The organism is Pedobacter ghigonis (assembly GCF_903166585.1).
Lineage (GTDB): Bacteria > Bacteroidota > Bacteroidia > Sphingobacteriales > Sphingobacteriaceae > Pedobacter > Pedobacter ghigonis.
Map to the genome: position 1 here is coordinate 423,814 of NZ_CAESCM010000003.1, position 20,758 is coordinate 444,571.

Below are 20,758 nucleotides of genomic sequence, written 5' to 3' on the forward strand. Positions count from 1 at the left end.
AAAATTTGATGAAGCACCTTTATTTTCTCTCTGCCCTCACCCTAATGTTTCTAAATTCGAATGCCCAGGAAAAAAAATGGGATATCGAAAAATACCAGGGAACAACCAAGAACTTTACTTTAAATACCGACGAAGGCACCTGGATGAATCTCGACGTAAGTGCAGACGGACAGGAAATTGTTTTCGATTTATTGGGCGATATTTATGTAATGCCTGTTACCGGCGGTATAGCTAAACTAATTAGCGGCGGTATTGCCTGGGATGTTCAGCCACGTTTTAGTCCAAATGGAAAATACATTTCCTATACCAGCGATAAAAGCGGTGGCGATAACATCTGGATCATGAACCGCGACGGATCGGGAAAGAAACAGATCACAAAAGAAAGCTTCAGGTTATTGAACAATGCTACCTGGACACCTAACAGCGAATATATTGTGGCGCGTAAACACTTTACAGCAGGCCGTTCGTTAGGTGCAGGCGAAATGTGGATGTACAGCATTAATGGCGGCGATGGTGTTCAGTTAACCAAACGTAAAAATGACCAGCAGGATGCAGGCGAGCCGAATGTTTCGCCTGATGGAAAATATGTTTACTTTAGTGAAGATGTAAGCCCCGGCCCGAATTTCGAATACAGCAAAGATCCCAACGGAACAATTTATGCCATTCGTCAGCTGGATTTAACCACAGGTAAACTAAACACTTTAATTAACGAACAAGGTGGCGCATGCAGACCACAGGCATCGCCAGATGGTAACCTGATTGCCTTTGTAAAACGGGTGAGGTTAAAATCTACTTTATATGTACAAAACCTTAAAACCGGCGAAGAATGGCCGGTAAGTGAAGAACTATCTCACGATCAGCAGGAAACCTGGGCTATTTTCGGGGTTTATCCCAACTTTGCCTGGACACCAGACAGCAAAAGCCTTATCTATTATGCAAAAGGCAAAATCAGGAAAACCGAAATCGGCACATTAATTAACAGTACCATTCCTTTTCAGGCCAATACCATTCAAACGGTTCAACAAGCGCTACACTTTGAGCAACAGGTTTTCAGCAATGAGTTTTCGGCCAAAATGTTGAGGCAGCTTACGACTTCGCCTGATGGAAAAACTATTGTTTTTAATGCTGCAGGTTATTTGTATAAACAGGAACTACCAGCCGGAACACCTGAGCGATTAACCAATGGTTTGGATTTTGAATTTGAACCTGCTTTTAGTCCCGATGGTAAATATGTAGTTTACACCACCTGGAGCGATGAATTACGCGGTGCCATTAAAAGAACCGACTATAAATCGGGCAAAACCATTACTTTAAGTGATGAAAAAGGCTTTTATTATTCTCCCCAATATTCAACCAAAGGCGATAAAATTGTTTTCAGAAAAGGAAGCGGCAACGATGTTTTAGGTTATAACTATGGCCGCGGAACCGGTATTTTTATGATGGCTGCCAATGGAGGTGCCAAAACTTTAGTATCAGAGAACGGCATCCGTCCGCAGTTTAACAACACCGATACCCGCATTTATTTCCAAAGTTATGCCGATGGTAAAAAAGCACTTAAAAGTATCGATTTAAATGGTGCCAATGAGCGTACTCATTTCACTTCTCAATATGCAAACCAGTTCGTGATTAGTCCGGATAACAAATGGGTGGCTTTTAACGAGCTGTTTAATGTGTATATCACCCCGATGATTAATATTGGTGCTGCCCAGGATGCTTCGGCAGGAAATAAAGCGATTCCTGTAACCAAAGTTACTACCGATGGTGGTACTTATATTCAGTGGAGCGCCGATAGCAAAACCCTGCACTGGACATTAGGCCCAAAATATTACAGCATTGATGTAAACAGTGCTTTCAACTTTGATGGCAACACACCAAAAACGCAGGCTACATCAACCGATATTAATCTGGTGCTTAAATCGGATTTACCAACCGGAATTGTAGCTTTAAAAGGTGCCCGTATCATTTCGATGAAAGGTGAAGAAGTAATTGAAAACGGAACGATACTTACCGATGGTAATAAAATAACCGCCATTGGCAAAGTTGATGCTGTAACCATCCCTGCCAACGCTAAGGTTATTGACGTAAACGGCAAAACAATTATGCCGGGTATTATTGATGTGCATGCGCATTTGCGTACCAGTCCTGATGGGGTTACCCCGCAAAACGATTGGAGCTACATGGCTAACCTGGCATTTGGTGTTACCACTTCGCACGATCCATCGAGCAATACAGAAATGGTTTTTAGCCAGAGTGAAATGCTTAAAGCCGGTCGTATGGTTGGACCAAGGGTATATTCAACAGGTTCTATTTTATATGGTGCTGACGGTGATTTCAAAGTCGTCATTAATAGCCTGGATGACGCATTGGCCAATTTACGCAGGTTAAAGGCTGTAGGTGCTTTCTCGGTAAAATCGTACAATCAACCCCGTCGTGAGCAACGCCAGCAGATTTTAGAAGCAGCCCGGCAACTAAAAATGGAAGTGGTACCCGAAGGTGGTTCTACTTTCTTTACTAATATGAATATGGTTGCCGATGGACACACCGGAATTGAGCACAGTATCCCTGTTTTGCCGGTTTATAAAGATGTAACCACGCTTTGGAACAATACTGAAGTGGGCTATACCCCTACTTTAATTGTGGCTTACGGTGGTCAGTGGGGCGAAAACTACTGGTACGACAGAACCAATGTTTGGGAAAACGAAAAGTTAATGACCTACACACCACGCTCGATTATTGATGCCAGGGCACGTCGCCGGACGACATCAGAGTACAGTGATTACAACCACATCGATATTGCAAAAGCGACAAAACAGATTGCAGATGGTGGTACCAAAGTTAATTTAGGTGCACATGGTCAAATTCAGGGACTTGGTGCACATTGGGAGCTTTGGATGCTGGTTCAAGGCGGATTCTCACCTTTACAGGCCATTAAATCGGCTACCTTAAATGGTGCACATTATTTAGGAATGGACAAGGAAATCGGATCATTAGAGGTAGGTAAACTGGCCGATATGGTTATTATGGATGCCAACCCACTTGATGACATCCGCAATTCGGAGAAAATTAAGTATGTAATGATTAACGGCCGCCTTTACGATAGTGCAACCATGAACGAGGTGGGTACCAGAGAAAAATTAAGAGGCAAATTGTGGTTCGAGAACACGAGAGGAAATGGCTTTATCATCCCAACAGGAGATTCAGAAACCTGGACTTTCACTGTTCCTCATTGTGATTAATATATAAACACCATGTAAGACTTTTGGCCCAACAGAAGATCTGAGCTTATAAGTCTTACATGGTAAATTACATCCCATATATGAAACCCAACAAAGTATACAACATTGCCTCAGCTGCTTTTCTGCTTTTAGGCTGCCTGGTATTTGCCTATGATGGTTATAGTTTATTGGGAATATCGACAGTAAACCTGTTTCTGGCCTTAATGGTTATGGCTTATGCCAGTTCTTTTATTGCCTTAATGAAAGACCGTAAATCGGTTATTTCTTGGCTATTGCTGATTTTAAATTCCATCATTGTTATCTGCATCATTTATTTCTTAACGCATTTTAGCATGAAGATGTAGTATCTTCATTTCATTAAATACTGCCCTAAATGAGGATTACGCATTGGTCGGTGAGGACACCAACCAATAGAGAAAGTATTTAGTTAAACTCTTCATTTCATTAAATACTGTCCTAAATGAGGATCGCGCACTGGTCGGTGAGGACACCAACCAATAGACAAATACTTTAGATTAGGCGATGAAATCGCCCGGTTATTTCCACACGCGTTAGAAACGAGCGTGAGCCTATAAGTACTAAACAAACGACTTACAGAACCAATAAGCCGTATTCCCGCAATGTATTAATGGGCTTCGAATACCAGAACAATTCGAAGTTTTCCCTTTCACGCTCAAAATCGGCTTTAATATCCTGAAAGGTGCTAACACCCTCGTTTGATATTGCGATTTTGGTTAATATATCAGCCAGCCATTTGCCTTCATTTTTGTTGGCCTGTACGGTAAAGGTTTCTTTTTTATCATGAAAAGTTAGCGAGGCCAGCTCCCAGGTATTTCCCTTTTTCGATTTGGTAAAATAATCTACCTCCGGCTTACCTCCTATCCAAACCACTTTGGCAGTAGGCTTGGTATTAAAATTTTGATCATCGTTTAAGGCCCTTTCAATAAAATCAGCTGGTATTTTAGTTCTCGGAATCTTAAAATCGAACCAGTCTTGCAACTCGTAATCGAAACAGATGCCATGCATAAAGTTGAACAACGATTTCTTTAAGCCGAAACTGAATTTATTGTGGTCGATGCCCGTTTTATCGATATAATTAATGTCGTTATTGGCAAAAGTACCGATTGTTTCAGTTTCCTTTACTACTCCAAATTTCTCAGGATACATGCCTACAGGGCTATGCGCCGTCATGGCAAACTGGTGCCAGAAACCCGATTGCAACACACCTGCTTCAAAAAGCTGGCGCACCATCTCCAGACTATCAACCGTTTCCTGTACTGTTTGTGTAGGATAGCCATACATTAAATAAGCGTGTACCATAATGCCAGACTCGGTAAAGTTCCGGGTTACCCTTGCCACCTGCTCCACAGTTACACCTTTATCTATAAGTTTTAATAAACGATCTGATGCTACTTCCAGTCCACCCGAAACGGCAATGCAACCCGAAGCTTTCAATAGCAGGCATAAATCGCGGGTAAAGCTTTTTTCGAAACGGATATTCGTCCACCAGGTTACCGCAAGTTTTCTCCTGATAATTTCGAGGGCTACCTCTCGCATTAAAGCTGGCGGAGCCGCCTCATCTACAAAATGGAAACCATTCTGTCCGGTTTTCTGGTACAAATCTTCTATCCGGTCTACAATTAGTTTAGCCGCAACAGGTTCGTAAACCTTAATATAATCTAAAGAAATATCGCAAAAAGTACATTTTCCCCAATAGCAGCCATGCGCCATGGTTAGTTTGTTCCATCGACCATCGCTCCACATGCGGTGCATCGGGTTTACGATTTCAATCACCGAAATATAGCTGTCAAGTAGCAGATCGCTGTAATCTGGAGTGCCTACATCTGCCTGTTTGTAGTCGTTTCTGAATGCATCATTGCGGTAAACCACCTTTCCATCTTCGAGCAGAAATGTCCTTTTGTAAAAATGGGCTGCAGCAGGAATGGGATGGGTAATATTATGATATAACAGTTCGATCGGTAATTCGCCGTCATCTAAAGTGATAAAATCGAAAAACTCGAACACGCGTACATCCGACAACGATCTCAGCTCTGTATTCGGGAAACCACCACCCATTGAGATCTTAATTTCCGGATGATTTGCTTTAACCCATTGGGCGCAGCGGAAAGCGCTGTACAGATTGCCGGGAAAAGGTACCGAAATCAAGAACAACTTTGGGTCAACAGCTTCAATCTTCTCTTTTAGTACCGAAATCAGGATCTGATCGATGTAGGTTGGTGACTGTGCTAAAGCTTCATACAATTCGTCGAAAGAATTGGCGCTTCTGCCTAAACGCTCGGCGTAACGGCTAAAGCCAAAGTTTTCATCGATACATTCTACGATATAGTCGGATATGTCTTCAAGATAAAGCGTTGCCAGGTGTTTGGCTTTATCCTGCGTACCCATGGCGCCAAAAGCCCAGTCGAGTTCTTCCAGTTGCGAAAAACGCGAAGCCTGTGGCAGAAAATCGTCGCTGCAGATTTGTAATGCCAGAGTTGGATTTTTCCCTTGCAGAAAAGCTATCACCGCATCAATCGTTTTTAAATAATCATCCTGCAAGGCATGAATGCGCTTTGCATTATCACTTATGGTTTTCCCCCCATTGACACTTCTACCCTTTGCGGCATGACTGAATAAATCCTGCAATCCTTTTTTCGAAAAAAGCTTCAAAATAACTTCGATGCCTAAATCGGCCTGTGTTGAAGTGATATTTTTGCTATTCAGAAACCCTTTAATATACGCTGTGGCTGGATAAGGAGTATTCAGTTGGGTAAAAGGTGGCGTAACAACAAAAAGTTCTGTTTTCAAAAGAGAAAGGATTAAAATGCAAAAGTAAGGGATTTTTAGCAGTTTAATTAGGCTAATTCCTACAATCGTTACCCTCTGCTTAGTAAAGGCTAATTATCATGTGATTTCTTTTCTGCATTAACCTAAATATTTCCCACAAATTAAAATGATATCAACCATTACATTTTCAAAAAGTAAATTGAAATCTGCCGAATCTGCGTTTCTTTTCTGCGTAATCAGCGGGCAATATTTACTTAATTATTCTCCCGCAGATTTAAGTGATAATCGCAGATTAACCATCACGTTGCATTTCAAAGACAATTAAATCCGCGACATCTGTGTAATCAGCGGGCAATGTGCAGCTAATTATTCTCCCGCAGATTTAAATGATAATCGCAGATTAACTATCATCACTTAGCATTTCAAAGACAATTAAATCCGCGGGATCTGCGTAATCAGCGGGAAGTATATAGTTAATATCCTCTCGCAGATTTAAATGATAATCGCAGATTAGCCATCACGTTGCATTTCAAAAACAATTAAATCCGCGGGATCCGCGTAATCAGGGGGGAAATGTATAGTTAATAATTTCCCTACAGATTTAAACCATATTTTCAATCAACCAGGGCATCTTCAAACGCAATTAAAACCTGTGAGCTATAAACTAAAAACCCAATTCAAACGTTTCATAACTACATCAACGCCTTTTGCTAAATGAGATTTTTGCCCTTACTCCTGTTGCTGCTCTTTGTTCAAGTTACATTTGCTCAAAAAACCTTTCTTTTCCCGAAAGTTAAAGCACAGGGAAATGCTGTTGCACAGCTTACGCCACAAAACTGGACACTAATTGAAAGTGCAAGCGGTGATTTAAATAACGATGCTGCAGATGATCTTGCATTGATTTTCGAATCTAACCAGATTATTGATGAAACACGAACCTACGGCGATAACCATTCCGACATTATCAAAGAAACCCAGAAACCCCGAATTTTAGCGATCTACTTCAAGGATAAAGCCAGTGGCGATTATAAACTATCCGCACAAAACAACGACTTCATTTTACGATCCGAAGAAGGTGGTAAAGTTGGAGATCCGTTGCAGCAAATGGCCATTAAAGATCAGCAACTGTTTTTGAGGTTTAAGGGTGGCAGCGAATGGCGCTGGGAACTGGGTTATACCTTTAAGTTCCAAAACAAAGATTGGTTTTTAACCAGTGCCATTAACCTTTATTTTAACCAGAATACCGGCGATATGACCGAAAGGATTTACGATTTCAGTAGCCGCCAGTTGTTTACTACTGTTGGTAATTTACACCGGCGCGATATTGCCAACCGCAAAACCAGCGAAGTGCTATTTTTTAACCAGTTAAGAACTTTCAAAACCTTTAAAAAGCCATGGGCATGGGAGATTATGCCGAATGTTTATTTGTAGGTTTGAATTACAAATTCTGCGCAATTACAAAACCACTTGCCCAGGCCCACTGAAAATTATAGCCACCAAGCCAGCCGGTCACATCCATACATTCCCCGCCGAAAAACAGATTAGGTATTTTTTTACATTCGAGGGTTTTAGAAGAAATTTCGCTGGTATCAATCCCACCACGCATTACTTCGGCTTTATCGTAGCCTTTATCGCCTGCAGGTTTCACCTTAAAATAATGGATGGTTTGCTCAACTAAATCGAGTTCTGCTTTCGTTAAAGCCGCAACAGGTTTGTTTAAAGGTAAAAACTTGCCCAATGCATCGGTAAATTTCCTGGTGTAAAAACGATGCAACAAGGTAGATAATAAGGTTTTGCCATTGTTTTTCCGTTCATCATCTAACAACTCAACGATATCATGGTTGGGCAACAAATTGATGCGGATTGTTTCTCCCCGTCTCCAGAAAGAAGAAATTTGCAAAATAGCCGGACCACTTAATCCCCAGTGCGTGAAAAGAATATTTTCTTCAAACGCGATTTCATCATTGCTCACTTCGCAGAAAACAGAATTGCCCGAAAGCTGTGCAAACCATTCTTCGTCTTTCCCGGTAATGGTTAGCGGTACCAAAGCAGGAGCTGTTTCTATAATTTTAAGTCCGTTTTTACGGGCAAAACGCAGCGCAAAATCAGTAGCTCCCATTTTAGGGATGGGTAGTCCGCCGCTTGCTATAACTAGTTTTTCGGCTGTTAAAACTATTGTTTTTCCATTCTTTTCGTAACTCACTTTAAAATGGTCATCCAGTATTTCAATCTCGTTTACCGCAGCATTACATCTAATTTCCTGACCAAAATCTTCGCAAATGGAGGTAAAAACAGCAACCACATCTTTTGCATTCTTATCATCAGGGAATAGCTGACCTAAAGTTTTTTCCTTTCCATCAATGCCGTATGTTTCAAAAAAGCTGATGGTATCTTCAACTGTCCATTGGGTAAAGGACGATTTTACGAAATGCGGATTGGCAGAGATAAACTGCTCTGCTGATGCGAATTGGTTGGTATAATTGCAGCGCCCGCCACCCGAAATTAGAATTTTTGCTCCTGGTTTTTCATTTTTTTCGAGTACAATTACCCGCTTGCCCAGATAGCCCGCCTGCACTGCACACATCAATCCACAGGCACCCGCCCCAATAATTATCGCATCTGCATCCATCAATAAATTTAAATATTGTTACTTTTGTGCAAAATTAGCATAATTTTCAACCCCTCATGGCAAAACAGATAAGCGAATTAAAATTAGGTATTTTAGGTGGTGGACAATTGGGCCGGATGCTCATCCAGCAAGCCATCAATTACAATGTTACTTCATTGGTTTTAGATCCTGATCCAGATGCGCCCTGTAAACACATTGCAAATTACTTCGAAAACGGTTCAATTACCGATTTTGATACGGTTTATAATTTCGGCAAAAAAGCAGATATCATTACCATCGAAATTGAGAAGGTAAACATAGATGCGCTGGAGCAACTGGAAAAAGAAGGCAAAAAGGTTTTCCCGCAGTCGCGTGTTATCCGTTTAATACAGGATAAAGGCGTACAAAAACAGTTTTTTAAAGAAAACGATATCCCAACTTCACCCTTTCAAATTGTGAATACAAAGGAGGATATTGCAAACAGCCAGTTCCAGTTTCCATATATCTTAAAACTGAGAAAAGACGGATACGACGGAAAAGGTGTGATGAAAATCAACAGTGCCGCCGATTTAGATAAAGCCTTTGATGCACCTTGTATTATCGAAAAACTGGTCGACTTTGAAAAGGAAGTAGCGGTAATTGTGGCACGCAATGCCAATGGCGACATGAAAACATTTCCGATGGTAGAAATGGAATTTAATCCGGAAGCCAACCTGGTTGAGTTCTTGATTTCTCCTTCAACTTTTGCCGAAAGCTTACAACAAAAAGCCGAAAATATTGCCAAAAATGTAGCTTCGGCGATGAACATTACCGGCATATTAGCGGTTGAAATGTTTGTGTGCAAAGATGGCGAGTTATTGGTTAATGAAGTGGCTCCCCGTCCGCACAATAGCGGTCACCAAACCATTGAAGGTAATTATGTTTCGCAATTTGAACAACACTTGCGTGCGATTTACAACCTTCCATTAGGCGATACCAGCAGCATAACTAATGCAATTATGATTAACCTGCTGGGCGAAAAAGGCTATGAAGGCGTAGCGAAATACGAAAATTTAGAAAAAATATTAGCCATTGATGGTGTTTATGTGCACTTGTATGGCAAGAAATATACCAAGCCTTTCCGTAAAATGGGTCATGCTACCATTGTTGATATTGACAGGGATAAAGCCATTGAAAAAGCACGGTTCGTACAAAAAACATTACGCGTAATTGCATAACCTTTACCATAAAATTTAAAAAATATATCATGAGCAATACAAATTCATCAAACTTCAGTGTCGGCATAATAATGGGTAGCAAATCAGATTTACCGGTTATGCAGGATGCTGCTGATATACTAAAAGAATTTGGAATCAGTTACGAAATTACTGTGGTTTCGGCGCACAGAACGCCTGAGCGAATGTTCAATTATGCCAAAGAAGCACAAGGCAGAGGGTTAAAAGTAATTATTGCCGGTGCTGGCGGTGCTGCACACTTACCTGGTATGGTGGCTTCCATTACAACATTACCTGTTATTGGTGTACCGGTAAAATCATCGAACTCTATTGATGGCTGGGATAGTATTTTATCGATCCTGCAAATGCCAAACGGTATTCCAGTGGCTACAGTTGCTTTAAACGCTGCTAAAAATGCAGGTTTACTGGCCGCTCAGATTTTAGCTACTGCTGATGAATCTTTAACTGTAAAAATGCAGGCTTATAAAGATGATTTAAGGAAAAAAGTTGAGGAAAGTGCTGCTTCAATGTAGTCTTTAGCCCTGGATCCGTTTATGAAAAAATATAACAGACTGAATCCTAAATAAAGATTGTCATCCTGAGGGTTAATTTATTTCATAAAAATCAATATTGTAACAGCCCCTTCTGAGTCGTCATTTCGAGCGGACCCGATAGCTATCGGGTGCAACGTAGTCGAGAACCACGCAGTGCTCAGCGAAGCTAAATCTATTTAAAGATCTCTCCATTTCGCTGCGCTTCAGTCGAGATGACGATTCTTCTATACCGTCTGTTAATGGTAGCTTGTCGAAGGACCTGCTTAAACACAAAGCGAGGCATTTCGACAGGCTCAACGTGACAAACTTAAAAAGAAACTAAAATTAACCATATTTTGCATTTAGTACATTTAGTAACTGAAAATTGCTAAATGTAAACTAATTCAAATTCGGATCAATCGGGAAATTGCTCACATGGGCAAATTTTGGTCCTAAGTGCACAATCACGTCGCGCCAGAGCTTTTCGTCATCGTTACCAAAAATCAGATCAACATTAGGGATATTGCTTACCATCCAGGCATTATCATCAATCTCGCGGTCTAGTTGTCCTACACCCCAACCCGAATAGCCCATAAAAAACTTAATTTCATCAGCACTTATGGCATTGGTATTCATCAGGATTTTAAGTGTTTCGAAATTACCACCCCAGTATAAGCCATCGCCAATAGGCTCCCCGCTTTGCAACTTATCGTAGCAACGGTGTATAAAATGGAGGGTATCAGCTGCTACAGGCCCACCAAAATAAATGTGATTATCGGCCTGCCATAAATCTTGGATTACATCATTTAAAATTAAGTTTCCTACCTGATTAAGGATATAGCCAACCGTCCCCTCTTCGCCATGCTCGGTTAACAGTACAACTGATCTTTTAAAATTCGGATCGGCCATAAAGGGTTCTGAGATCAGCAGGCGGCCAGTTTTCGGTTTAATGTTGTTAAGCATGACGATAATCATTTGTAGCACCGTAAAAGATGCCTATTTTTGTTTATGCAAGTTACAAATGAATTTCTACAAAACCTGCGCCAAGATTACAAAAGCGCTTCACTAGACGAATCAGACGTAGACAACGATCCGATTGTACAGTTTAAAAAATGGTTTGAACACGCTGTTGAAGCTAAAATATACGAACCCAATGTAATGACGCTGGCTACAGCCGATAAATCGGGCAGACCTGATGCACGTATCGTATTACTAAAAGGTGCTGATGAGCAGGGTTTCAGGTTTTACACCAATTACCTGAGCGCCAAAGGAAAAGAACTCAAGAGAAATCCATATGCCTGCCTGGTATTTCACTGGCCCGAACTGGAGCGACAGGTAAGAATTGAAGGTTCGGTTGAGAAACTCGATAAAGAAACCTCAGAGGCTTATTTCAATACCCGTCCTGAAGAAAGCCAGATTGGTGCTATTGCTTCGCCGCAAAGTCAGGTGATACCCGACAGGGCTTTTTTAGAGCAAAAGGTTGCCGATTTTAAAGTTAAAAACCAGGATAAAACTATTGTTAAACCTGCACACTGGGGCGGCTATGTGGTGAAACCTACACGTATAGAGTTTTGGCAAGGACGCAGCAACAGATTGCACGATCGTATTAATTTCGAATGGATTAAGGGCAGCTGGGTGAAAAGCAGATTGGCTCCTTAAGTAGAAAGCTGAAAGCAAGTTACCTTAAACAAATAGAGATCGGCTATCCAGCACGATCTCTATTTTAACTAATCATTAACTAACCTAAATTTACTAGGAAGTACCTTTATTGAAACGCCTTCATTTTTCTTAAATCTGGCGGTAATTTTCTTTTCTTTTTATAAGCAATTAAAAAGCTTTTTTGTTTTTCTTGATGACTCAAATATCCTGAAAATGACATGCTTTTTAAAGTGAGTACCGATGAGTAATTGCTTTGTATCGACTAAAAAAAGCGATTAAAAATTTAACATTTCATTTAACATTTTTTAACTATATATTTTTGCTAATCAGCATTTTAAACAATAATAAATAGATTAAAATTTAAGATAAAAAAGGGGAAGCATCCTTTTGAATCCCCCCCTTTTTTAATGACTACACGAGCTGTTATCTTGCTTTGGTATAAGTCCATTTTTCGTAGAAGAATGTCCTGTCGGCACCAGACTGTGTCATGATGTAACTTACCTCTAAAACTTTGGTATTACCCGAAACAGTAAACTTGTTTACCCCTGCCGGATTTAACCTTGCCGCCCGCACAGATGAGTTGGTTCCCTGTCCGTAATAGTTGGTTACCGAAGTTACATTGCCATCAGCATCCATTGTAAATATTGGGGCAAAGTTGCCATAAGCTGAAGTAGATGTACCGCTTTTAATCGGGTGATAATAATTGTTGGCATACAGATAGCCATCGTATTCTACCACAGATGTAGCACCGGTAGTCCGTAACTCCTGGGTCATTGGGTAATATCCGGTTAAAGTACTCGAAGTATTATCAACCATGGCGCTTGAAGCCGTTACAGTATACACGCCGTCATATTTATTTTTCGCTACTATTAAAAACACCCCTGTTCCGTAATTACTGCTAATGGTTCCGGAAGAAGCAGATTTAATTTTAATGCCCAAAGCATAGGTTTTGGTAAAATCGAAAGTCGCCGTATTCAGTGTCAGGTGAAAAGTTGCCGTTTTTGATCCTTTGGGGATCGTTACATTGTAACTGGGCACAGTGTACAATGATGTAGGCAATACGGTGTAGCTGCTGCTCATGGTGGCTACAGCTGCATCATCAAAACCTAAAACCATATTTACATCTTCGGCCGCGCCATCTACCCCTGTATAATTTATCGTTACAGGAAAATCGATCGAAGCAGCTGCATCAAAAGATTTGGTAGCAACAGCATAGGCCGTAGAGCTGGTTCTTGAAGGCAAATCAGCCAGTTCGATAATCCCACTCGAACCATTCTCGGTATAAATGCCATCTTGTTTGGTACAAGATGTAAGGCCTGCAGCGAATACCAACAATGCAAGACTAATTTTTTTATAATTTTTCATTTCTTTCTGTTTAAAATCAATTAGTTAACATCCCAAAAAATCTTCGAAGTGTAAGCGCTTAGCCCTGTTGGTACATTGGGATTAAGGTTATACTCGGTAGTTGGGTAAAGGTTTCTAACCGGAAGTTTATCGGCCGATGTTGCCGACGATTGCAGCGATACAAAGGTTGTGGTGGCTCCTGTGCCTGAAATTGCCGGATAGCCCGTTCTTTTGTACTCTTGCCAGGCCTCGTAACCATCAACAAAATTTAATGCAATGTATTTTTGTGTAATAATTGCTTCCAAACGTTGTGCAGCAGTAGTTGCGGCGCTATAATTCACGAGATAGTTACCTGCATTTGCGGTTTTATAAGCCGTTAAGTAAGCATCTAAAACAGCAGTAGTAGCCGAAGTGGTGCTGGCACCCGTTTTTTGAAGGTAATTGTAAGATGCTTTAATCCCATTATCGAAATTGGTAGCGGCATCGCCAGATAGCGTGTGACCATTTAAAGCAGCTTCGGCAAGCAGGAAATAAGTTTCTGCAGCGGGCATAATCAATTGTCCCATTACCCTGCTTTTAATAATTCCCTGGGTTTCTGGGGCATTTAGAGCAGTTCCAACGCCGATGTACCAGGCCGGATAACCCGAAATCCATGAACTTACATTGGTTTCATTACCCAACTGGTTAATTGGTGTAGTGCCCGCCACATAATTTTTGTAGATCAGCGCGCCACGCGTAGCGTCAGACAGTTTGGTACCGTTGTAGAAAGAAAAAATCCAGCGGGTAGGAATCTGCTGTGCGGCATACGCACCATTACTGCCAGTGTAAGAAGAGTGATAGGTATTCCACAGCGGGTTCTGCCTTGCACTTGTACTTACATAACCTGGATTAATGGTCACATCTTCGGTTAAAAATCCTTCAGCAGAAAAAGTATTGAATGCACTGGTTGTATAAGCAGCCAGTGTACCGGCCTGTGCACGGGTTAAAATGCGCAGTTTAATGTTGTTGGCAAATTTAATCCATTTGGTGGCATCGCCTTTAAACACAATATCGGCACTACCCAATGCACTCACTACCGAACTTGAGCCATAAGTTTGCAGGTCTTTAATGGCCGCATCTATTTCGGTAACTAACGATTTATAAACTGTGGCAGCATCATCGTAATGCGGTGTCAGGTTATCTACGCCAGCCAAGCCTTCGGTGTAAGGCACATTGCCATATTCATCAACCAAAATCTGATAGTAATAAGATTTCATAATCCGCGCTACTGCATTATACAACACATATTTATTTGCACCTGTGGTAGAAGTGATGATATACTGATAGCTCCTCAAATCGGTAAATGCCGAGTTAAACAAGCCGTTATTGGTACCCGAATTCCAGTTATAGGTAAAAAATGTTGATCCGGTAAACGAATAACCGCCGGCATTAGCCTGATAGCCTGCCATCCATGCACCGTAATTGAAATAAGTAATAAAATTTGAAGCTGTATTGTTCAATACTGCCGGCAAAACCAGGTTTGGAGATGATGATGTTGCAGCGTTGGTATTTTCGTTGATATCCAGATAGCTTTTCTTACAGCTTTGCACCGTAAAAACAGTAATCAGGATGATCGATAAATTTAAAAGTCTTTTCATAATTCTTGACATTAGAAAGTTAATGATATAGTTCCTCCGTAATATCTGGTTGGAGGGGTTTGCGAAAGTGAAGTAATCCCCACTGCATTGCTGTCAGCACCGTTATTGCTGTAATCAGGATCGGCGTATTCATTCGATTTAGGCATCCAGATAAATAAATTTCTACCCTGTGCACTAATTGTAGCCGATTTGATAAACTTTACATTCCGCAATACTGATGATGGCAGTTTATAAGACAATGCCAGTTCGCGCAGTTTCCAGTAATTTCCTGAATACACATAATTGCTGGTTACGCTCGAATATAAACTGCTGCTGGTCCAGAAACCTGCACCGCCATCAGAAACAGTAATGCTCTTGTTGGCTACATAGGTACCTGTTGTACTGTCGTAATAAGAAGAATTAGGGAATACAAATTTCTCTCTATTGTAATAAGCGCTACGGGCAGAAGAGCCTGAGAAATCGTAAGTAGAGCCTGCTGAGCTATACTGAACGTAATTTGAGCGGTATTCGAATAGACCTGAGAATGTCAATCCTTTATAGCTTAATTGAAAATCAAGTCCCAATCTATTCTTCGGAATGGTGTTTCCTAAAATGTTACCTTCAGTTTTACCAACAGGATAGCCTGTATTCTGATCAACAACTACCCTTCCTTCCGGATCGCGGATATAATCGGAACCAATAATTACCGGATAAATCTGGCCTACCTGACCAAAAATGGTCGAACTGTTGCTTACGCCAATGCGGGTTAAATCGTTAGATAATGACACCAGTTTATTGTTATTGTAGGTGTAATTACCTCCAAGGGTTAGTTTCCAGTCGCCTTTTCTGATTGGCGTAAAGTGTAATGCAGTTTCCAAACCTTCGTTGGTTAATTCGCCTGTGTTAAGCAAATAATAGCTGTAACCAGTTGTAATGGGTACACCGGCCACAATGGCCTGTCCGGTAGAACTGGTATTGTAATACGTAACCGAACCATCAACCAAACCTTTAAACAACCTGAAATCTACACCACCTTCGTAACCTGTGGTAATTTCGGGTTTCAGGTTGTTCGAAACCAGGGTATTGTTAGGGGTATAACCAGTTCCATAACCATAACCGGTTTGCGAATCGAATGTAGACTCGAGCGAATAAGCACCACCGTTGGTACTATTGCCTACGTTAACGTTACCTACTTTTGAAATACCAGCCCTGATTTTCATGTAATCGATTACCTTGCTGTTTTTTAAGAAAGCAAAAGCATCAGTTGGGATAAATGACACATCTGCTGCAGGGTAAAAGAATGATCTGTTAGCCGGTGCCAGTACCGAAACCCAGTCGTTTCTACCGGTTAAATGTAAAAAGAGGTATTTTTTATAACCAATGGTTGCATCGGCCCACACGCCGTACTGACGGGTGTTGTAATTCGACTCATCAGCCGAAGGCGTTCCGGTAATGTTACCCAGGTTATACAAATCGGTAACCTGTAAACCACTACCCGAAGCATTGAGGTATTTGTAGTTGTAGCTTTTTAATGAAGTACCCACCAATGCGTTGATCGAGAAATCTTTAATATCTTTCTTGATATTGGCAAAAAAGTCGGTACTGAAGTTACTGGTACTTAACATCTGATCAGACACACCACTGCTTTCGTTGGTTTTTGCCGAATGATCGAGGGTGTACTGGGTGTAAGTAAAACCAGTTGTGCTGTTCTTATTCTTATAGTAGCGGTTGCTGATAGCTGCCCTGTAGGTAAAATCTAACCAGTCAGTAGCCTTATACTTTAATTCCAACAAACCAGTTAAATACTCATTCTGTGTTTTTTGTCTGTAATTATCGATAGCCCAATACGGGTTTTCATAATAGTCGTTATAATAATTATCCGGACTTCCCCAGCCCGAAGTATTTTGCCAGTCTTTGTAGCTCAACAATGGAATCTGACCAGGCGTATTCAATAAATTATTATAAATCGTAGAAGTTGCACTGGTAATATCATATTTATTCTGGGTGTAGCTTGCATTGTAATTGGCTGTGAAATTTTTGCTGAAATTTCTCGATCCGTTGTATCTCAAAGCAATACGGGTATATTCATCTTTGGGTGTAGTACCCGATCCGTTAAGATATTGTGCAGACAAATAGGTTGATGATTTCTCATCAGCAGCAGAAATGGAGAAGTCGGTCTGGTTAGAAACACCGGTATCCCAGAAATCATATTTATCATCTGTAGCCGAGTAACTGGCATATTGTTGTGTACCATTTTCGAGCACACGCCCGATAGGTTTTAAAGTACCGTCAAATGCTGGCCCGTATTGCTGGTTCTCAATAGGATCGTAAACCTGAGCACCAGAAGTAGAACCTGAGCCAAAGCTGTTTTGCAAAAGTGGATAGAAACTAACCTGTTCCAGCACTGTCGTATTCGAAAGTTTAATTACTGGCGTGCCTTTCTTGCCTTTTTTAGTGGTAATGATCAACGCTCCGTTCGAAGCATCAGAACCGTATAGCGCAGCACCACTGGCACCATTCAAAACGGTAATATCGTCTACATCATCCGGATTAAGATTACCAAGCAAAGCATTGGGCACAACGGCACCATCCAATACAATCAGGGCCTGATTATTACCTGTAATGGAGCGGTTTCCCCTTAACACCAAACGGTAACTCGGATTAACACCGCTACCTACAGCATTAATCTGCAATCCGGCTACTTTACCTGCCAAACCACCTGCAATAGTAGGCGATTTACCTGCAGTAAGCGACTCGCCATCTACACGGGTAGAAGCATACCCCTGCTCGCGTGCTGCCCGTTTTATACCTCCGGCAGCCACTACCACTTCATCCAGGCTGTTTACATCCGATTCGAGTACGATATCGATATTTCTGGCATTTACATTCTGTTCTCTGGTTTTATAGCCAACAAAAGTATACACCAGAATGTGTACACCCGAAGGCACTTTGATAGCATAAGCGCCGTTGACTCCGGTAGTTACGCCGTTATTGGTTCCTTTTACCTTCACACTCACCCCGGGCAGTGGCAAACCATCTTCTTTTGCCGATACCACTCCTGTTACCGTTCTTTCCTGAGCCGAGGCCTTCATCCCCAGCAAAACAATAAAGAACAACAAAAACTTTAGTAGTTTTCTTTTCATTTACATTTTAGTTTAATAAGTTAATAATGTGTTTTGAAGAATTAACCACAACAAGTACCGCAACAGAACCGTATGCCCTGTATCAATTGAAACCTGTTAAATGATTAGTTTAATTTTTCATTGTTACCGGAAATTGAAGGGAGATCCGGTCCATCACGAATAATTGTAGCGAATAATAATTCAGCCACTAATAAAGAAATTTGAGAATAACTAAAATTTTAAGAAACGATAAATTAAGTTTATGTATCGATAAATCGTTTTAACATTGTTAAATGACATTTTTTAACACAATTTTTCGATTATTTTATTAATACACCAAAAAATTAAGCGCCTAAACACTGTTTAAAAACAGTATATCTCAGCAAAGGAACAAAACTTAACCAACAAGACCTCGAAAGCTCGTCTATTTTCAAAAGAACTATCAAAAGCACCAAAATCCAGGAACAATTAGTGATAAAAAGTAGCATAATTCTGTTCGGATTCTTATCGGTGAATATATCCGTCAGGCATGATAGAAGTCAGTTACAAATAAGTAAATTCGTCCATTAATCTGTTAAAATGATGAAACAAATCGCAGTAATAGGATCGGGTACAATGGGAAATGGCATCGCCCATACCTTTGCACAATTCGGATATCCCGTAAACCTGATTGACATAAACCAAACAGCCTTAGATAAAGCGCTTGATACCATTGGCAAAAACCTCGACAGACAGGTAAATAAGGGTACTTTAACAAACGAGCAAAAAGCAGTTACACTTCAAAACATCAAAACATTTACCAGTTTAAAAGCGGGTGTTGAGCATGCAGATCTAGTGGTAGAAGCCGCTACCGAAAATATAGATCTTAAACTGAATATTTTTAAAGAACTGGATCAATATGCTCCTGCGCAAGCTATACTGGCATCTAATACCTCCTCTATTTCCATTACGCAAATTGCTGCGGTAACTAATCGTGGCGACAAAGTTATCGGGATGCATTTTATGAATCCCGTTCCGGTGATGAAGCTGGTTGAAGTGATTCGTGGTTACGCCACCAGTGATGAAACGACTAAAACGATCATGGCGCTATCTGAAAATTTAGCTAAAGTTCCGGTTGAAGTAAACGATTATCCCGGCTTTGTAGCCAACCGTATTTTAATGCCAATGATTAATGAGGCCATTTACACGCTTTATGAAGGTGTAGCGGGTGTTTACGAAATTGATACCGTAATGAAACTGGGCATGGCACACCCGATGGGGCCCTTGCAACTTGCTGATTTTATTGGTTTGGACGTTTGTTTGGCCATATTAAAAGTGCTGCACGATGGTTTCGGAAATCCTAAATATGCACCATGCCCTTTATTGGTAAACATGGTAGCTGCTGGCAAAAAAGGTGTTAAAACCGGCGAGGGCTTTTATACCTATACCGCAGGTTCAAAAGATTTGGTGGTAGCAGCTAAATTTAAAAAATCCTAATTTTTTTAGCATTTAATTTTATATTTGTGGTATGAATGAGCATCTAGATCCAAATGCAAGTCACTTAACCCCTACCGATCGCGATATTGAGCGGGTGTTAAGGCCACAGGCGTTCGAAGATTTTACCGGGCAGGAAAAAGTGATGGAAAACCTGAAAATTTTTGTTCAGGCGGCAAAACTTCGCGGAGAAGCTTTGGATCATGTACTGTTACATGGCCCTCCGGGATTAGGTAAAACGACACTGTCTCATATCATTGCCAACGAAATGGCAACAGGCATTAAAGTAACCTCTGGACCAGTATTGGATAAACCCGGCGATTTAGCTGGCTTGTTGACTGGTTTAGATGAAGGTGATATTCTGTTTATAGATGAGATTCACCGCTTATCGCCCCTGGTTGAAGAGTACCTCTACTCGGCCATGGAGGATTTTAAGATCGACATTATGCTCGAAACCGGCCCTAATGCCCGTTCGGTGCAAATTTCATTGAATCCCTTTACTTTGGTTGGTGCCACTACCCGTTCGGGTTTGTTAACTGCACCTTTACGTGCACGTTTTGGTATTAATGCACGACTGGCTTATTATGATGCCAAATTACTAACTACCATTGTGCTCCGTTCTTCCGAAATCCTGAAAACACCAATCAGTGATGAAGGTGCTTACGAAATTGCCCGCAGAAGTCGCGGTACACCCCGTATTGCCAATGCCCTCTTGCGTAGGACCCGCGATTTTGCCCAGATTAAAGGAAACGGCACCATCGATCCGGAAATTGCGCGTTATGCTTTAGATGCTTTAAATGTTGATGAACATGGCTTGGATGAGATGGATAACCGCATCCTGACCACCATTATCGATAAATTTAAAGGCGGTCCGGTGGGCTTAAAAACCATTGCCACAGCTGTTGGCGAAGATGAAGGTACTATTGAAGAAGTTTACGAACCGTTTTTAATACAGGAAGGTTATATCATGCGTACTTCGCGCGGCCGCGAGACTACCGAAGCAGCTTATAAACATTTGAATAGGAATTATCCCGGGCAAAGCGGAAGGTTGTTTTAAGCAATTAATATTTCCCGCAGATTTAAAACGATTAAAATCGCAAATCATACAGATTAAATTGCCAGGCATTATCCAATTAAATCTGCGTACCTTATCTGTTAAATCTGCG

14 protein-coding genes are annotated in these 20,758 nt (G+C 41.0%); 8 read left to right on the top strand and 6 right to left on the bottom strand.

Annotated features, from left to right (window positions below):
• Positions 1-8: 8 nt before the first annotated feature.
• Both HWV58_RS07280 and HWV58_RS07285 read left to right on the top strand, forming a co-directional pair.
• The gene (locus HWV58_RS07280) at positions 9-3,236 is read left to right on the top strand and encodes an amidohydrolase family protein (RefSeq protein ID WP_175633449.1); all 3,228 of its coding nucleotides are present in this window, start codon (positions 9-11) and stop codon (positions 3,234-3,236) included.
• An 80-nt stretch (positions 3,237-3,316) separates the two neighbouring features.
• Complete coding sequence (locus tag HWV58_RS07285) at positions 3,317-3,580, top strand: hypothetical protein (RefSeq protein ID WP_175633450.1); 264 nt, start codon at positions 3,317-3,319, stop codon at positions 3,578-3,580.
• A 247-nt stretch (positions 3,581-3,827) separates the two neighbouring features.
• Here the strand turns inward: HWV58_RS07285 and HWV58_RS07290 are convergent, their stop codons facing one another.
• Positions 3,828-6,044, bottom strand: a complete 2,217-nt coding sequence (locus HWV58_RS07290) for a B12-binding domain-containing radical SAM protein (RefSeq protein WP_175633451.1) — start codon at positions 6,042-6,044, stop codon at positions 3,828-3,830.
• A 702-nt stretch (positions 6,045-6,746) separates the two neighbouring features.
• Here HWV58_RS07290 and HWV58_RS07295 point away from each other — a divergent pair.
• Complete coding sequence (locus tag HWV58_RS07295; protein WP_175633452.1) at positions 6,747-7,454, top strand: hypothetical protein; 708 nt, start codon at positions 6,747-6,749, stop codon at positions 7,452-7,454.
• A 7-nt stretch (positions 7,455-7,461) separates the two neighbouring features.
• On the opposite strand, the gene HWV58_RS07300 is transcribed toward HWV58_RS07295, so the two are convergent.
• The gene (locus tag HWV58_RS07300; protein WP_175633453.1) at positions 7,462-8,652 is read right to left on the bottom strand and encodes a BaiN/RdsA family NAD(P)/FAD-dependent oxidoreductase; all 1,191 of its coding nucleotides are present in this window, start codon (positions 8,650-8,652) and stop codon (positions 7,462-7,464) included.
• A 56-nt stretch (positions 8,653-8,708) separates the two neighbouring features.
• Here HWV58_RS07300 and HWV58_RS07305 point away from each other — a divergent pair, with 56 nt between their 5' ends.
• Entirely contained in the window at positions 8,709-9,848 is a 1,140-nt protein-coding gene (locus HWV58_RS07305) for a 5-(carboxyamino)imidazole ribonucleotide synthase (protein ID WP_175633454.1), read from the top strand.
• A 29-nt stretch (positions 9,849-9,877) separates the two neighbouring features.
• Complete coding sequence (purE, locus tag HWV58_RS07310) at positions 9,878-10,378, top strand: 5-(carboxyamino)imidazole ribonucleotide mutase (protein ID WP_175633455.1); 501 nt, start codon at positions 9,878-9,880, stop codon at positions 10,376-10,378.
• Positions 10,379-10,777: 399 nt separating this feature from the next.
• On the opposite strand, the gene HWV58_RS07315 is transcribed toward purE, so the two are convergent.
• Positions 10,778-11,341: a YqgE/AlgH family protein gene (locus HWV58_RS07315; protein WP_175633456.1), complete on the bottom strand. Its 564-nt coding sequence runs from the start codon at positions 11,339-11,341 to the stop codon at positions 10,778-10,780.
• 45 nt (positions 11,342-11,386) lie between these two features.
• Between HWV58_RS07315 and pdxH the strand changes: the two genes are divergently transcribed.
• Positions 11,387-12,037, top strand: coding sequence for a pyridoxamine 5'-phosphate oxidase (pdxH, locus tag HWV58_RS07320; protein ID WP_175633457.1), 651 nt, complete (start codon positions 11,387-11,389; stop codon positions 12,035-12,037).
• 423 nt (positions 12,038-12,460) lie between these two features.
• Here pdxH and HWV58_RS07325 read toward each other — a convergent pair whose 3' ends face one another.
• Genes HWV58_RS07325 through HWV58_RS07335 form a run of 3 tightly spaced genes read right to left on the bottom strand, consistent with a single transcriptional unit; the run spans position 12,461 to position 18,140 of the window.
• Positions 12,461-13,402 (bottom strand): DUF1735 domain-containing protein, encoded by a 942-nt coding sequence (locus tag HWV58_RS07325; protein ID WP_175633458.1) that lies wholly within the window; start codon positions 13,400-13,402, stop codon positions 12,461-12,463.
• Positions 13,403-13,422: 20 nt separating this feature from the next.
• On the bottom strand, positions 13,423-15,018 hold the full coding sequence (locus tag HWV58_RS07330) for a SusD/RagB family nutrient-binding outer membrane lipoprotein (protein ID WP_235972678.1): 1,596 nt from the start codon (positions 15,016-15,018) through the stop codon (positions 13,423-13,425).
• A gap of 11 nt (positions 15,019-15,029) precedes the next feature.
• Positions 15,030-18,140 carry a SusC/RagA family TonB-linked outer membrane protein gene (locus HWV58_RS07335; protein ID WP_175633460.1) on the bottom strand — a complete coding sequence of 1,037 codons (3,111 nt, stop codon included), beginning with the start codon at positions 18,138-18,140 and terminating at the stop codon, positions 15,030-15,032.
• A gap of 561 nt (positions 18,141-18,701) precedes the next feature.
• Between HWV58_RS07335 and HWV58_RS07340 the strand changes: the two genes are divergently transcribed.
• The gene (locus tag HWV58_RS07340) at positions 18,702-19,595 is read left to right on the top strand and encodes a 3-hydroxyacyl-CoA dehydrogenase family protein (protein WP_175633540.1); all 894 of its coding nucleotides are present in this window, start codon (positions 18,702-18,704) and stop codon (positions 19,593-19,595) included.
• Positions 19,596-19,626: 31 nt separating this feature from the next.
• Positions 19,627-20,649: a Holliday junction branch migration DNA helicase RuvB gene (gene ruvB, locus HWV58_RS07345; RefSeq protein WP_175633461.1), complete on the top strand. Its 1,023-nt coding sequence runs from the start codon at positions 19,627-19,629 to the stop codon at positions 20,647-20,649.
• The last annotated feature ends 109 nt before the right edge of the window (positions 20,650-20,758 follow it).